Here is a 14,695-nt window from a genome sequence, read left to right as displayed (position 1 = left end):
CCGTACCCCCACCCCCGCGAGACGAGGATCCATCCGTGAAGGCACTCGCCGCCCGCAGGCACGACCGGCGCGCGCCGGCGCTGCTCCTCCTGCTGGCGCTGCTGATCGTCGGTGGCGTCTACGCCGTGGTCGTCCCGTCGTCGGCCCAGGCCACGAACGAGACCGCCACCGCCGATGACATCGCCGCCGGCGAGAAGCTGTTCCAGGCCAACTGCTCGACGTGCCACGGCCCCTCGGCCGCGGGCACGGACTCCGTGCCGTCGCTGATCGGCGTCGGAGCCGCGGCGGTCGACTTCCAGGTGGGCACCGGCCGCATGCCGATGCAGATGAACGGCCCGCAGGCACCGGCCAAGCCGGTGCAGTTCGACGACGAGCAGATCCGCCAGCTCGCGGCCTACGTGGCCTCGCTGGGCGCGGGTCCCGCCATCCCGACGGACGAGCAGGTCGACCCCGCCCTCGGCGACTCCGCCTCGGGCATGGCGCTGTTCCGCACCAACTGCGCGATGTGCCACAACGCGAGCGGCGCGGGCGGTGCGCTCTCGCAGGGCAAGTTCGCTCCCAACCTGTGGGAGACCACGCCGACGCACCTCTACGAGGCGATGCTCACCGGACCGCAGTCGATGCCGGTGTTCAACGACGCGAACCTGACGTCCGAGGAGAAGCGCGACATCATCGCGTTCCTGGACGAGCAGGGCGAGGTGGTCCCGGGTGGGCTCGACCTCGGGTCGCTCGGCCCCGTCAGTGAGGGCCTGTGGGCCTGGGTGGTCGGCCTCGGCCTCCTGATCGGCATCTCTGTCTGGATCGGAGCGAAGTCCTCGTGAGCACGCACGACCACAACGACGTCGTCGTCCACGCCGACGGCGAGACGACCCCCGCGCGGTTCGAGAACCCCGGCCTGCACGAGCACACGCCGCGTCAGGCGGACGTCGACCCGCGCGTCACCAAGCGCGTCGAGCGGCAGGTCCTGGCGCTGTTCACGGCGTCGATCATCGGCACGATCGTGGTCGTGTGGGCGTACTTCGCGCTCCCGCCCGGCGAGACGGCCTCGTCCATGCGGACCTCGAACATCGTGCTCGGCGTGGGCCTGGCGGTGTGCCTGCTCGGCATCGGGATCGGTGGGAACTACTTCATCAAGGTCCTGATGAGCAACCGCGAGTACACCGAGGAGCGGCACGCGCAGCGTTCGTCGGACGAGACGCGTGAGGTCGCCGTCCAGATGCTCCAGGACGGCGCGCAGGACTCGGGCCTGACACGGCGCAAAGCACTGGTCGGCGCCGGTGTCACGGCGCTCGCGCTGTTCCCGCTCTCGATCCTGGTGCCGCTGCTGGGCAACGTGGGCTCGGACTGGAACGTGCGCAAGTTCAAGCACACGATGTGGAAGAAGGGCATGCGCCTGCACACCGACCCGACGAACCGCCCCATCCGGGCCGCGGACGTCACGATCGGCGACGTGTGGCACGTGATCCCCGAAGGCCTCGAGGAGCTCGAGCACGGCAAGCTCGACGAGAAGGCCAAGGCCGTCGTGCTGCTGGTCCGGCTCGACCCGCGCGACCTGCGCTCCGACCAGTCCCCCGAGGGTGAGACCTGGTCGCACGACGGCATCGTCGCGTACTCGAAGATCTGCACCCACGTCGGCTGCCCCGTCGCGCTCTACGAGCAGCAGACGCACCACCTCCTGTGCCCGTGCCACCAGTCGACGTTCGACGTCGCGGACGGCTGCAAGGTCGTCTTCGGCCCCGCGAAGCGACCCCTGCCGCAGCTGCCGATCACGGTCGACGACGAGGGCTACCTCGTCGCCCAGAGCGACTTCACCGAGCCGATCGGTCCGACCTTCTGGGAGCGTGCGACCAAGTGAGCGAGCTCAAGACCCCCCCGAGCGGTGGCGCGAAGGCCGCCGCGGCCACGGCGGACTACCTGGACCAGCGCACCGGAGTCGGCAACGCGGTCAAGTTCTTCGCACGCAAGGTGTTCCCCGACCACTGGTCGTTCTTCCTGGGCGAGATCGCGCTGTACTCGTTCGTGACGCTGCTGGTCTCCGGCGTGTTCCTCACGATGTTCTTCGTGCCCAGCATGGCCGAGACGCACTACCCGGACGACGGTGTGTGGGCGACCATGCGCGGCGTCGAGATGTCCGAGGCGTTCAAGTCCACGCTGGACCTGTCCTTCGAGGTCCGCGGCGGTCTGCTGATGCGGCAGATCCACCACTGGGCGGCGCTGATCTTCATGGCGTCGATCGTCGTGCACATGATGCGCGTGTTCTTCACGGGCGCGTTCCGCAAGCCGCGTGAGATCAACTGGGTCGTCGGCTTCGTGCTGCTGATCCTGGGGCTCGCGGCGGGCTTCTCGGGCTACTCGCTCCCGGACGACGTGCTGTCCGGCAACGGCCTGCGCATCACGGACGGCGTGGTCAAGGCGATCCCGATCATCGGGTCCTACCTGTCGTACTTCATCTTCGGCGGCGAGTTCCCGGGCACGGACCTGATCCCCCGCCTGTTCACCGTGCACATCCTGCTGGTGCCTGGCCTGATCCTCGCGCTCATCGGCCTGCACCTGTTCCTCATGGTGATGCACAAGCACACCCAGTTCCCCGGCTCGGGCCGCACCAACTCCAACGTGGTGGGCTACCCGGCGCTCCCGGTGTACGCGGGCAAGCTGCTGTTCAACTTCTTCGTGGTGTTCGGCGTGATCGCGCTCATGGCGGGCACGATGTCGATCAACCCGGTCTGGAACTACGGGCCCTACGACCCGTCCCCGGTCTCCGCGGGCGCCCAGCCGGACTGGTACATGCTGTTCCTCGAAGGAGCGCTGCGCCTCATGCCGGGCGGTGCCGAGTTCATGATCGGCGACTTCACGGTCCCGCTGAACGTGATCATCCCCGCGATGGTCGTGCCGGGCGTGCTGTTCACGCTGCTCGCCGCCTACCCGTTCATCGAGTCGTTCGCGACCGGCGACACGAGCGAGCACCACCTGCTCGACCGCCCGCGCAACCGCCCGTTCCGCACGGCGTTCGGCACCTCGCTGCTCATGGCGTTCTTCATCCTGGTGCTCGCCGGCTCGAACGACCTCATCGCGACGCACTTCCACCTGTCGATCAACGACATCACCTGGGTGTTCCGGGTGCTGCTGTTCGTCGGGCCGTGGCTCACGTTCGTGGTCACGAAGCGCATCTGCCTCGGCCTGCAGCGCAAGGACCGCGAGCTGGTCCTGCACGGGCACGAGACGGGCCGGATCGTCCGCTTCGCGTCCGGCGAGTACATCGAGGTGCACAAGCCGCTCGACGCGCACGAGCGCTGGCTGCGCGTGCAGCACGAGGCGGTGCGGCCGCTCGAGATCGAGCCGGCCGAGGACTCGCGCGGCGTGCGGCGCAAGGGCTACCGCAAGGACCGTGTCCGGCAGCGCCTCTCGCAGGTCTTCTACGAGGACCGCGTCGAGCCCGTCACCCCCGCCGAGCTCGCCGCCGCGCATGCCGCTCACGGCCATGCGCCGGCCGAGGTGGGCCCGGGTCACGACGACCACGCGGTCGCCGCGATCACGGCAGGCGGTGGCACGCAGCACGGTGTCCCGGAGGGTGAGACCGTCCCGGACGGGCGGAATCGCTGATCCTCCGCCAGAGTTGACCGAGTCGGGCGGCTCGCCTCACCGGCGGGCCGCCCGCTTCGTACCCAGCGGGGGCTCACGCTCCCGCGACGACGCAGGAGAGGTACTCACGCATGGCTGACTACACGCTTCCGGACCTGCCGTACGACTACGCGGCGCTCGAGCCGCACATCTCCGGCCGGATCATGGAGCTGCACCACGACAAGCACCACGCCGCGTACGTGACCGGCGCCAACACGGCCCTGGAGAAGCTCGCCGAGGCGCGCCAGTCCGGGGACCTGGCCGCGGTCAACCTGCACGAGAAGAACCTGGCGTTCAACCTGGGTGGTCACGTCAACCACTCGGTCTTCTGGCAGAACCTGTCCCCCGAGGGCGGCGACAAGCCGACCGGTGAGCTCGCCGCGGCGATCGACGAGTTCTTCGGCTCGTTCGACGCGTTCCAGAAGCACTTCGCCGCGAACGCAGTCGGCATCCAGGGCTCCGGCTGGTCCATCCTCGGCTGGGACTCCGTGGGCCAGAAGCTCGCGATCTTCCAGCTGTACGACCAGCAGAGCAACTTCCCGCTCGGCCTCGTGCCGATCGTCGTGCTCGACATGTGGGAGCACGCGTTCTACCTGGACTACGTCAACGTCAAGGCCGACTACGTCAAGGCGTGGTGGAACATCGTCAGCTGGTCCGACGCGGCCGCCCGCTTCGAGCGTGCGCGGAGCCAGACCTCGGGCCTGATCGTCCCCACCGTCTGACCGCACCACCGGCGCCCTGTGGCGCCGCACCACGCGCTGAGGGCCGTCCCCGCTCCGGGGGGCGGCCCTCAGCGCGTCCACGACCTCCTGCGCTGCGCACGGCGGGTGTGGGCCGCACGGCTCCCCCATCGCGCCACGCCGACCCGGGCACAGACGACGACGCCCGGCGGGACACGGGGTCCGGCCGGGCGTCGTCGGTGCGGGGTCAGTGCGCGTGCTGCCCGCGGGAGAACTCGAAGACCCATCCGATCAGGCCGATGACGCCGAGCCCGATGCCGATGAGCACGAGCCACCACCCGACGGCGAGGCCGAGGAACACCACGGCGCTCGCCGCGCCGATCGCCAGCGGCCACCAGGACCACGGCGCGTACACGCCCTGGTCGCCGGCGCCCTGCTCGATCTCGCCGAACTCGTCGTCCTCGGGCCGCGCGTCGATCCGACGGGCCAGGAGCGCGAAGTAGGCGCCGATCATGCCGACCAGCCCGCCGACGAGCGGGATGCCGACGGTGCCCACGGGCTCGCCCTTGCTCCACAGCGCGTAGACCAGACCGACCGGGAAGAAGAACAGGACGCCGTAGCCGAACAGCTTGGCCTCGATCTTCACTTGGTCCCCTCCTCGTTGTCGTCGCGCTGGACCGGGGCCTCGTCGACGACGGTGGCCGACGACTGCTCGGGCTCCCCCGAGCCGTTGGCGACGCGCTCGGCGGCCACGTCCGTCTCACCGCGCCGGTCGGCCTCCCAGTCGAACGGGCCGGGATCGGGCTCGACGAAGTCCATCGCCGCGACCTCGGGGTGGTGCAGGTCGAACGCGGGGCGCTCCGAGCGGATGCGCGGCAGCGACGTGAAGTTGTGCCGCGGCGGCGGGCAGGACGTGGCCCACTCGAGCGAGCCGCCGTAGCCCCACGGGTCGTCGACGGTCACGCGCGGCGCGTTCCGTGCGGTGGTGTAGACGTTCCAGAAGAACGGCAGCGTCGACGCCGCAAGGATGACCGCACCGATGGTCGAGAGCTGGTTCATCCACGTGAACCCGTCCCCCACGGCGTAGTCCGCGTACCGCCGCGGCATGCCGCGCACGCCGAGCCAGTGCTGGACCAGGAACGTCGTGTGGAAGCCGATGAACAGCAGCCAGAAGTGGATCTTGCCGAGCCGCTCGTCGAGCATCTTGCCGGTGAACTTGGGCCACCAGAAGTAGAACCCCGCGAACATGGCGAACACGACGGTGCCGAACACGACGTAGTGGAAGTGCGCCACCACGAAGTAGGTGTCGGACAGGTGGAAGTCGAGCGCCGGGCTGGACAGGATGATGCCCGTCAGGCCGCCGAACAGGAACGTGACCAGGAAGCCGATCGTCCACAGCATCGGCGTCTCGAACGTGAGCTTGCCGCGCCACATCGTGCCGATCCAGTTGAAGAACTTCACACCGGTGGGCACCGCGATGAGCATCGTCATGAACGCGAAGAACGGCAGCAGCACGGATCCCGTGACGTACATGTGGTGCGCCCACACGGTCACGGAGAGCGCGGCGATCGCGATGGTCGCGTAGACCAGGCCCTTGTAGCCGAAGATCGGCTTGCGGCTGAACACCGGCAGGATCTCGGTCACGATGCCGAAGAACGGCAGCGCGATGATGTACACCTCGGGGTGGCCGAAGAACCAGAACAGGTGCTGCCAGAGGATGGCGCCGCCGTTGTCGGGGTTGAACACCTGGGCACCCAGCCGGCGGTCCGCGCCGAGCGCGAACAGGGCTGCGGCCAGGGGCGGGAACGCCATCAGCACGAGCAGCGACGTGACCAGCGTGTTCCACGTGAAGATCGGCATCCGGAACATCGTCATGCCGGGAGCGCGCATCGTGACGATCGTCGTGATGAAGTTGACGGCGCCGAGGATGGTGCCGAAGCCGCCCATCGCGAGGCCGAACACCCAGAGGTCTCCCCCGAGCCCCGGTGAGTACACCGTGTTCGACAGCGGCGCGTACGCGAACCAGCCGAACGAGGCCGCGCCCTGCGGCGTCAGGAAGCCGCCCGCCGCGATCAGGCCGCCGAAGAAGAACAGCCAGAACGCGAACATGTTGAGCCGCGGGAACGCCACGTCCGGCGCGCCGATCTGCAGCGGCATGATCACGTTGGCGAAGCCCGCGAACAGCGGCGTCGCGAACAGCAGCAGCATGATCGTGCCGTGCATCGTGAACGCCTGGTTGTACTGCTCCTTGGACTGGAAGACCTCCATGCCCGGCGTGAACAGCTCGGCGCGGATCAGCAGCGCGAGGAGCCCGCCGACCACGAACCACACGAAGCTCGTGATCAGGTACATGTACCCGATCGTCTTGTGGTCGGTCGAGGTGACCCACTTCACCACGGTGCGCCCGAGCGTCTGGCGCGACGGCGCCAGTCCCGGGATGTGCTCGGTAGCCGTGGCCATCAGTGCTCGTCCTCCTGCGTCACGCCGTTCACGTCCTGCAGACGGCTGTACTCCAGCCCGAGCGAGCCGGTCTGGCCCTCGTCGCGCAGCTCCTGCATCTTCTCCTCGTACACCTCACGCGTGACGACCTCGACGTTGAACAGCATCGAGGAGTGCTCCTCGCCGCAGAGCTCCGCGCACTTGCCGCGGTAGACGCCCAGCTGCTCGGGCGTGACCTGGAACGTGTTGGTCTTGCCCGGGATCATGTCCAGCTTGTAGAGGAACGCCGGGACCCAGAACGAGTGGATGACGTCACGCGAGTCGAGCGTGAACTCGACCTTCTCGCCGACGGGCAGGTACAGCGTGACCTGCTCGTCGAGCACGCCCTGCGTGCCGCCCACGTCCTGCGCGTGCTGACCGGTCTCGTACACGTCCTCGTCGAGGTAGTTGAAGTCCCAGCTCCACTGCTTGCCGATGACCTGCACGTGCACGTCGGCCTCGGCGGACGTGTCGTTGATCTCGGTCACGTCACGGTTGGTGAAGTAGAACAGCACGCCGATCATCACGATCGGCACGATCACGTACATGATCTCGAGCGGCACGTGGTAGCGGAGCTGCACGGGCAGGACGTCGTCGTCCTTGCGCTTGCGGTACACCGCGACGCACCACAGCATCAGGCCCCACGTCAGGAGCCCGACGAGCAGGGCGGCGACCCACGAGCCGACCCAGAGGTCGACGATGCGGCCGGTCTGGTCGGTGACCTCGGCGTCCGAGCTGCCGGGCAGCCAGCCGCGCTGGACCTGGTCGGAGCAGCCGCTCAGGACCACTGCGGCGGCGGCAACGAGGCCCGCCCACTTCAGGGCCGGGCGACGCTTCCGGCGGGGGGTTTCCGGGTGCAACGGGCGACCTCTCGCTCACGTCCCCGGCCCGCACCGCCCGGTCCGAGCGGCACACACCTGGGACCTTCGTCCTCGACCCGTGCAGCCTAGCGCGCAGATCGCCGGATCACGGCCTGATGGCGCGCGTTGACGACACGGTGTCAGCACCGTCACACCGCCGCGCGACCACGGGACCTTCACCGGTCGCCCGGACGCACGTGACCGCGGCGTCCCCGGCGCGGCGGCTACCGTGCGCGGTGTGAGCTCCTCGACGTCCGCGCCCCGACCCCGAGTGGTCCTCGACGCGGGCGGCCGCGCCCCGCTGCTGCCCGCCGCCCGCGAGGCCCTGGTGGCCGCGCTGGACGAGGGCTGGGCGGACCCGCGCCGCCTGCACGCCGAGGGCCGCCGGGCGCGCCTCCTGCTCGACGGCGCACGTGAGGCGATCGCGGGCGCGCTGGGCGCGCGCACCGACGACGTCGACCTCGCGCCGTCCCTGACCGCGGCGCTGCACGGCGCGGTCAGGTCGATCGCGCACGGACGGCGGCGTAGCGGACCGGACGTGGTGGTGGGTGCGGTGGAACGCGCCGCGGTGCTGCACGCCGCGGACTTCGTCACCGACCGGGCGGGCGGTCGGCGCGTCACGGTCGGGGTCGACGGCACCGGTCGCGTGGACCCCGAGGCGTTCGCGGAGGCCGTCGCCGCACCCGGCGTGGCGCTGGCCGCGCTGCAGCACGCCAACGGTGAGGTCGGGACGCTCCAACCCGTGGAGCAGGCCCTCGGGGCGGCTCGGCCGGCCGGCGTGCCGCTGCTCGTCGACGCGGGGGCGAGCGTGGGGCACGTGGGCGTCGGCGACGCGTGGGACGTGCTCGCGGCCGACCCGGGCGACTGGGGCGGGCCCGGCGGCCTGGGCGTGCTGGTGACGCGCGCGGGGGTGCGTCGTGCGCCGGACTGGCCGCAGGACGACGACCGCTGGTTCCCCGGCGGCGTGAGCGTGCCTCTCGCGCTCGCCGCGGCGGTGGCGCTGCAGCACGCCGTGGCCACGGCCGAGCGGCACGCGGTCCGGCTGCACGGGCTCGTCGACCTGGTGCGTTCCGAGGTCGCGGCACGCGTGCCCGCGGTCGACGTCGTCGGCGACCCGGTGCAGCGGCTCCCCCACGTCGTGACGTTCTCGTGCCTGTACGTGGACGGCGAGGCGATCGTCACCGAGCTCGACCGGCGGGGATTCGCCGTGGGCTCGGGCTCGGCGTGCACGTCGAGCACGCTCGAGCCGTCGCACGTGCTCGCCGCGATGGGGGCGCTCACGCAGGGCAACGTGCGCCTCGCGCTGCACCCGGGCACCTCCGAGGCCGACGTGCACGCGTTCCTCGACGCGCTGCCCTCCGCGGTGGCCGACGTGCGGGCGCTCCTGGGCGTCACGGGCCTCTGACGCGACCGGGGACGACGAAGGCCCGGGTCGCACGGACCCGGGCCTTCGTCGGTGTCGATCAGCTGAACGAGCCGCCGCACGCGCAGGCGCTGCCCGCGTTGGGGTTGTCGATCGTGAAGCCCTGCTTCTCGATCGAGTCGGCGAAGTCGATCGTCGCGCCCTCGAGGTACGGGACCGACATGCGGTCCACGACGACCTCGACGCCGTCGTAGTCGCGCGTGACGTCGCCGTCGAGCAGGCGCTCGTCGAAGTACAGCTGGTAGATCAGGCCGGAGCAGCCGCCGGGCTGGACGGCGACACGCAGCCGAAGGTCGTCGCGACCCTCCTGCTCGAGCAGGCTGCGCACCTTGCTCGCGGCAAAGTCGGTGAGGATGACGCCGTGGGTGGCGACCTCGGTGGTCTCGCTCATGGGCACTCCCTGACGGATGTCGAACGTGTCTCGGACGGTCGCAACAGCGGCGGCCGGCCGAATGTTCCCGCTCAGCGTACGACGCGCCGCGCGCGGGGCGAACCGCCGCACCGACGGGCGCGAGGACCCGTGGGTCGCACGCTCACCGGGGCGACCACGTGCGAGCGACGCGCGTCACGCGCGCGGCGAGCGTCCCGGCCGGGTCGGCGAGCGCGGCCGGCACCTGGTCCGGCTGCTCGGACACGGCGTACGCGCCCGTGATGCCCGCCGCGGACAGCTCGCGCCGCCCGACCAGCACCTGGCCCGCGACGACGACGGTCGGGACGGCGTGCGGCAGCGCGCGCTGCGCGACGAGCGACGCGACCTTGCCGTGCAGCGACTGCCAGTCGAACCGGCCCTCACCCGTCACCACGAGGTCGGCGTCCGCGAGCGCCGCGTCGAGGCCCACGAGGTCCGCCACGAGCGCGGCGCCCGGCACCACGCGGGCACCGACCAGCGCGAGCCCGAACCCGAGGCCGCCGGCGGCTCCCGCACCGGGTGCGTGGGTCAGGCGTGCGCTGGTCGAGGCCGGGCGCGCACCGGCCAGGAGGTCCGGCCGCAGCACGCCGCCGAGCGCGTCGACCGCGAGGCGCGCGAACGTCGCCAGGGCGCGCTCGAGATCCTGCGCCTGCTCGGGCGTCGCCCCCTTCTGCGGAGCGAAGCCGGCGCTCGCGCCCTGCAGCCCGAGCAACGGCACGTCGACGTCCGTGGCCACCAGGAGCTCCGTGCCGGCCCAGTCCGCGCGCAGCGCCGCGAGCCCCGCGAGGTCGCCGGGCTCGACGCCGGCCAGCGCACCGCCGCCCGCACCGAGCCGACCGTGCGGGTCGGCCAGCCCGAGCCCGACGAGCGCACCCGCGCCCGCGTCGTTGGTGCCCGAGCCGCCGAGCCCGACGACGACGCGCCGCGCACCCGTGCCCCGCGCGGCGACGAGCAGCTCGCCCAGCCCGCGCGTCGTGGTCCGCGTGGGGTCGCGCTCGGCGGCCGGCACGAGCGCGAGCCCGACCGCGTGCGCCGACTCGACGTACGCCGTGCGCGCGGGGCCGTCGCCGACCACGAGGACCGCCGCGGGCACGGGACGGCCGACCGGGCCGGTCACGGTGACCGCGACGAGCTCGCCCCCGAGCGTCGCGTGCAGCGTCTCGACGAACCCCGGCCCGCCGTCGGACAGCGGGCACCCGCGGACGTCGTCGTGCGGCGCAGCGGCGCGCCAGGCCGCGACCATCGTCGTCGTCGCCTGCGCGGACGTCAGGCTCGACCCGAAGCCGTCGGGGGCGACCAGCACTCGCACGTCCGCATGGTGCCACGCGACGGCGCCCGCAGGGCACGGGGTCCCGCAGGGGGCGTCGGGTCGCTGTGCGAGGATCGTGCTCGTGAGCCTGACGACCTCCCCCGCCGCCGACGCCGCGTTCACCGAGCCGGCACCCTCGGCCCTGCTGCTCCTCGGCCGCGGTGCGGACCTGCAGTCCGAACGTGGTGTCGAGTGCGTCGGCGGCCTGCCCGCCGCGAGCGACCCCGACCTCGTCGAGCGGGCGCGCGCGGCGCGTGCGGCGCTCGGTGACCGTGCGTTCGTCCTGGGTCACCACTACCAGCGCGACGAGGTCATCGCGTTCGCGGACGTGACCGGCGACTCGTTCAAGCTCGCGCGCGAGGCCGCCGCCCGGCCCGACGCGGAGTTCGTCATCTTCTGCGGCGTCCACTTCATGGCGGAGTCCGCGGACATCCTCACGTCCGACACGCAGCAGGTGGTCCTGCCCGACCTCGCCGCGGGCTGCTCGATGGCCGACATGGCCGCGATCGACCAGGTCACCGACGCGTGGGACGTGCTGGTCGACGCCAGCGTCGCGGACGCGACCGTCCCGGTCACGTACATGAACTCGACCGCGGCGATCAAGGCGTTCACCGGCCGCCACGGCGGCACGGTCTGCACGTCGTCCAACGCGCACGTCGCGCTGCGCTGGGCGTTCGACAAGGTCGGGGGCGTCGACGGCACGGGCAAGGTCCTGTTCATGCCGGACCAGCACCTGGGCCGCAACACCGCGGTGCAGCAGCTGGGGCTGTCGCTCGACGACTGCGTGGTGTTCGACCCGCGCCGGCCGGGCGGCGGGCTCACCACTCAGCAGCTCCGCGACGCGCGCATGATCCTGTGGCGCGGCCACTGCTCGGTGCACGGCCGGTTCTCGGAGCGCAACGTCGCCGACGTGCGCGCGGCCGACCCCGGCGTCACGGTCCTGGTGCACCCCGAGTGCAAGCACGAGGTGGTCACCGCGGCGGACATGGTGGGGTCGACGGAGTACATCATCAAGGCGCTCGACGCCGCGCCCGCGGGCTCGTCGTGGGCGATCGGCACGGAGCTCAACCTGGTGCGGCGGCTCGCGGCCGCGCACCCGGACAAGAAGGTCCACTACCTGGACTCGACGGTGTGCTTCTGCTCGACGATGAACCGCATCGACCTGCCCCACCTGGTGTGGACCATGGAGTCGCTCGCGGCCGGACGCACCGTGAACCGCATCGTCGTCGACCCGGACGACGCGCACTGGGCCCGCGTGGCCCTGGACCAGATGCTGGCCCTGCCCGGGTACTGACCCACCCGGCCGTGATCCCCGAGGAGCCCGCGTGAGCACCGGCAAGCCCATGCGCATCGGCGTGTTCGTGTTCGACGGCTGCGAGGAGCTGGACGTCGTCGGCCCGTACGAGGTGCTCGCATGGTGGGCGCGCAACCTGCGCACCGACACCGAGGTGGTCACGTTCTCCGCCGACGGCGCGGGCGTGCGCTGCTCGAAGGGCCTGCGGCTGCTGCCCGACGCGGGCGCCGACGACGTCGGCCCGCTGCACGTCGTGGTCTACCCCGGCGGCCGCGGGACCCGCACGTTGATGCGCGACGAGGCGCACCTCGCGTGGGTGCGCGAGCTGCGCACCCGCACGCCGCTCCTGACGAGCGTGTGCACGGGTGCGCTCGTGCTCGCGGCGGCCGGCCTGCTGGCGGGACGCCCCGCGACGACGCACTGGGGCTCGTTCGACCTGCTGACCGAGCTCGACCCGAGCGTGCAGCCCGACCGCGTCGCGCGGTTCGTGGACGACGGCGACGTGATCACGTCCGCGGGCGTGTCCGCGGGCATCGACATGGCGCTGCACCTCGTGGCGCGGCTGGACGGCGTGACCGCGGCGCGCGAGGTGCGGCGGGGCATCCAGTACGACCCGCACCCGCCGATCTGACACGACGTCTGTACCCGTGAGTAACATCGCGCCGTGATCCGCACGCTGCAGCTCGCGACCGCGACGTTCCGCCCCCGGCGCGCCGTCCCGGGACAGACCCTGCTCGACCCGTCGGTGACGCGCATGCGCGTCCACCTGTCCGACCTGGACCTGTACCGGCACGTCAACAACGGGATCTACCTGCAGTGCTGCGACGTGGCACGCAGCAACTACCTGGCCGACCTCGGTGCGTTCGACGCGCTCAACGCGCGCGGGTGGTACCCGGTGGTCGCCGCCCAGACCATCAAGTACCGCCGCTCGCTCACGTACCGGCAGCGCTTCGACATCACGACGACCGTCCTGGGCTGGGACGAGCGCGTGGTGTACCTCGAGCAGGCGTTCTCCCGGCCGGGGCGCGACGGGGCGTCCGAGCACGTGGCGCGCGCGATCATCGCCGGCAGGTTCCTGGGCCGCGACGGCAGCCGCGTGGCCGCACCCGACGTGGTGCGCCTCCTGGCCGGCGAGGGCGTCACGAGCCCCCCGCTGCCCGACGACGTCGCGGCCTGGGCGCGCGCGGTGGACGTGGCCGCGCGCTGACCCCGTCGGTCAGCCGCGCGCGAGCCGCTCCAGCAGCAGCGCCTCGGCCAGCACCACGCGCTCGAGCTCGCCCAGGTGCACCGACTCGTTGGCGCCGTGCGCGCGCGAGTCGGGGTCCTCGACGCCCGTGACCAGGATCGCGGCGTCAGGGCTCAGCTCGAGCAGGTCGGCGATGAACGGGATCGACCCGCCGATGCCCAGGTCCACGGGCTCGGTCCCCCACGCGCTCGCGAACGCCCACCGGGCCGCCTGCATCGCGGGCGAGTCCCCGGGCGCCTGGAACGGGCGACCCAGGTCCCCGTCGCGCACGGTGACCCGGGCCCCGAACGGCGCGTGTCCCTCCAGATGCGCGCGCAGCGCCGCCATCGACCGCGCGGGGTCGCTGCCGGGCGCGATGCGCAGCGAGAGCTTCGCGGTCGCGCGCGGCGCGATCGTGTTGGACGCGGTGGCCACGCGCGGTGCGTCGAAGCCGATCACGGAGATCGCCGGCCGCGTCCACATGCGCGCCGTGACCGGACCGGTCCCGGCCAGCCGCACGCCGTCCAGCACGCCCGAGTCCGCGCGGAACGTCGCCTCGTCGTAGTCGACCACCGGGTCGGGTGCGCGGTGCAGGCCGGCGACCGCGACGTCGCCCTGCTCGTCGTGCAGGGTCGCGATCAGCCTGGCGAGCAGCGTCGGCGCGTCCAGCACGGGGCCGCCGTACATGCCCGAGTGGATCGCGTGGTCCACCACCTGGACCTCGACCTCGCAGTCGACGAGGCCGCGCAGCGACGTCGTGAGCCCGGGCACGCCCACGGACCAGTTGGACGAGTCCGCGACGACCATGACGTCGGCTGCGAGCGCCTCGTGGTGCGCGCGCAGGAAGTCCGCGAACGTGGGCGAGCCGATCTCCTCCTCGCCCTCGACGAACACGACGAGCGAGACCCCCAGCTCGTCACCGAGGACGCGCAGCGCGCCCACGTGGGCGACGATCCCCGCCTTGTCGTCGGCGGCCCCGCGGCCGTACAGGCGGCCGTCGCGCTCGGTCGGCTCGAACGGCGGGGTGTCCCAGTCCGCGTCGCCACCCGGCGGCTGCACGTCGTGGTGCGCATACAGCAGGACGGTCGGCGCACCCTGCGGGCCGGGGCGACGCGCGACGACCGCGGGGCGTCCGACGGTGCCGTCGGCGCCCGTGACACGCAGCACGCGCACGTCGTCGATCCCTGCGCCACGCAGCAGTCCCGCGACGTGCTCGGCGCTCGCCTCGACGTGCGCCTGGTCGAACTCGCCGTTGGAGACGCTGGGGATGCGCACGAGCGTCTCGAGCTCGGCGCGCAGGTCCGGGAACGCCCGGGCGACACGCTCGCGCAGGGCGTCGACGCGGTCGTCGGGAACGACGGTGGGGGCGGGTGCGGCGGTGCGGTCCTCGGTCACGGAC

14 protein-coding genes are annotated in these 14,695 nt (G+C 72.0%); 8 read left to right on the top strand and 6 right to left on the bottom strand.

The window, feature by feature from the left end:
* The first annotated feature begins 35 nt into the window (after window positions 1-35).
* The 4 genes from qcrC to CELGI_RS07190 all read left to right on the top strand — a co-directional run bounded on the left by qcrC (window position 36) and on the right by CELGI_RS07190 (window position 4,340).
* On the top strand, window positions 36-821 hold the full coding sequence (gene qcrC / locus CELGI_RS07205; RefSeq protein WP_013883461.1) for a cytochrome bc1 complex diheme cytochrome c subunit: 786 nt from the start codon (window positions 36-38) through the stop codon (window positions 819-821).
* Window positions 818-1,855: a cytochrome bc1 complex Rieske iron-sulfur subunit gene (qcrA, locus tag CELGI_RS07200; RefSeq protein WP_013883460.1), complete on the top strand. Its 1,038-nt coding sequence runs from the start codon at window positions 818-820 to the stop codon at window positions 1,853-1,855. The genes qcrC and qcrA overlap by 4 nt, the downstream gene beginning before the upstream one ends.
* A complete protein-coding gene (gene qcrB, locus CELGI_RS07195) occupies window positions 1,852-3,600 on the top strand; it encodes a cytochrome bc1 complex cytochrome b subunit (RefSeq protein WP_013883459.1) in 1,749 nt (582 codons plus the stop codon). The genes qcrA and qcrB overlap by 4 nt, the downstream gene beginning before the upstream one ends.
* Window positions 3,601-3,710: 110 nt before the next feature.
* Entirely contained in the window at window positions 3,711-4,340 is a 630-nt protein-coding gene (locus tag CELGI_RS07190; protein WP_013883458.1) for a superoxide dismutase, read from the top strand.
* A 205-nt stretch (window positions 4,341-4,545) separates the two neighbouring features.
* On the opposite strand, the gene CELGI_RS07185 is transcribed toward CELGI_RS07190, so the two are convergent.
* Genes CELGI_RS07185 through ctaC form a run of 3 tightly spaced genes read right to left on the bottom strand, consistent with a single transcriptional unit; the run spans window position 4,546 to window position 7,636 of the window.
* Window positions 4,546-4,944: a cytochrome c oxidase subunit 4 gene (locus CELGI_RS07185; protein WP_013883457.1), complete on the bottom strand. Its 399-nt coding sequence runs from the start codon at window positions 4,942-4,944 to the stop codon at window positions 4,546-4,548.
* Window positions 4,941-6,758, bottom strand: a complete 1,818-nt coding sequence (gene ctaD / locus CELGI_RS07180; protein ID WP_013883456.1) for an aa3-type cytochrome oxidase subunit I — start codon at window positions 6,756-6,758, stop codon at window positions 4,941-4,943. The genes CELGI_RS07185 and ctaD overlap by 4 nt, the downstream gene beginning before the upstream one ends.
* Window positions 6,758-7,636 (bottom strand): aa3-type cytochrome oxidase subunit II, encoded by an 879-nt coding sequence (gene ctaC, locus CELGI_RS07175; protein ID WP_013883455.1) that lies wholly within the window; start codon window positions 7,634-7,636, stop codon window positions 6,758-6,760. The genes ctaD and ctaC overlap by 1 nt, the downstream gene beginning before the upstream one ends.
* Before the next feature lie 229 nt (window positions 7,637-7,865).
* On the opposite strand from ctaC, the gene CELGI_RS07170 reads away from it, so the two are divergent.
* On the top strand, window positions 7,866-9,041 hold the full coding sequence (locus CELGI_RS07170) for a cysteine desulfurase family protein (RefSeq protein ID WP_013883454.1): 1,176 nt from the start codon (window positions 7,866-7,868) through the stop codon (window positions 9,039-9,041).
* 58 nt (window positions 9,042-9,099) lie between these two features.
* Here CELGI_RS07170 and erpA read toward each other — a convergent pair whose 3' ends face one another.
* Both erpA and CELGI_RS07160 read right to left on the bottom strand, forming a co-directional pair.
* Complete coding sequence (gene erpA / locus CELGI_RS07165; protein ID WP_013883453.1) at window positions 9,100-9,450, bottom strand: iron-sulfur cluster insertion protein ErpA; 351 nt, start codon at window positions 9,448-9,450, stop codon at window positions 9,100-9,102.
* Between the two features lie 142 nt (window positions 9,451-9,592).
* The gene (locus CELGI_RS07160; protein ID WP_013883452.1) at window positions 9,593-10,771 is read right to left on the bottom strand and encodes a glycerate kinase family protein; all 1,179 of its coding nucleotides are present in this window, start codon (window positions 10,769-10,771) and stop codon (window positions 9,593-9,595) included.
* A gap of 88 nt (window positions 10,772-10,859) precedes the next feature.
* Between CELGI_RS07160 and nadA the strand changes: the two genes are divergently transcribed.
* From nadA to CELGI_RS07145, 3 genes are read left to right on the top strand one after another with little or no spacing between them, the layout of a single operon-like run.
* Complete coding sequence (gene nadA, locus CELGI_RS07155) at window positions 10,860-12,071, top strand: quinolinate synthase NadA (RefSeq protein ID WP_013883451.1); 1,212 nt, start codon at window positions 10,860-10,862, stop codon at window positions 12,069-12,071.
* A gap of 31 nt (window positions 12,072-12,102) precedes the next feature.
* Window positions 12,103-12,702 (top strand): DJ-1/PfpI family protein, encoded by a 600-nt coding sequence (locus CELGI_RS07150; protein WP_013883450.1) that lies wholly within the window; start codon window positions 12,103-12,105, stop codon window positions 12,700-12,702.
* 33 nt (window positions 12,703-12,735) lie between these two features.
* A complete protein-coding gene (locus CELGI_RS07145; protein ID WP_013883449.1) occupies window positions 12,736-13,278 on the top strand; it encodes an acyl-CoA thioesterase in 543 nt (180 codons plus the stop codon).
* A 9-nt stretch (window positions 13,279-13,287) separates the two neighbouring features.
* On the opposite strand, the gene CELGI_RS07140 is transcribed toward CELGI_RS07145, so the two are convergent.
* Window positions 13,288-14,691, bottom strand: a complete 1,404-nt coding sequence (locus CELGI_RS07140) for a dipeptidase (RefSeq protein ID WP_013883448.1) — start codon at window positions 14,689-14,691, stop codon at window positions 13,288-13,290.
* Window positions 14,692-14,695 lie beyond the last annotated feature (4 nt).

The sequence above is a fragment of the Cellulomonas gilvus ATCC 13127 genome, assembly GCF_000218545.1.
Lineage (GTDB): Bacteria > Actinomycetota > Actinomycetes > Actinomycetales > Cellulomonadaceae > Cellulomonas > Cellulomonas gilvus.
This window is presented reverse-complemented; position numbering and strand designations above follow the sequence as displayed.

What these genes read in the sequence shown, in the direction of transcription:
- ctaD (WP_013883456.1), bottom strand. Translation starts at nt 6,758, where the DNA reads ATGGCCACGGCTACCGAGCACATCCCGGGACTGGCGCCGTCGCGCCAG.
- CELGI_RS07190 (WP_013883458.1), top strand. Translation starts at nt 3,711, where the DNA reads ATGGCTGACTACACGCTTCCGGACCTGCCGTACGACTACGCGGCGCTC.
- erpA (WP_013883453.1), bottom strand. Translation starts at nt 9,450, where the DNA reads ATGAGCGAGACCACCGAGGTCGCCACCCACGGCGTCATCCTCACCGAC.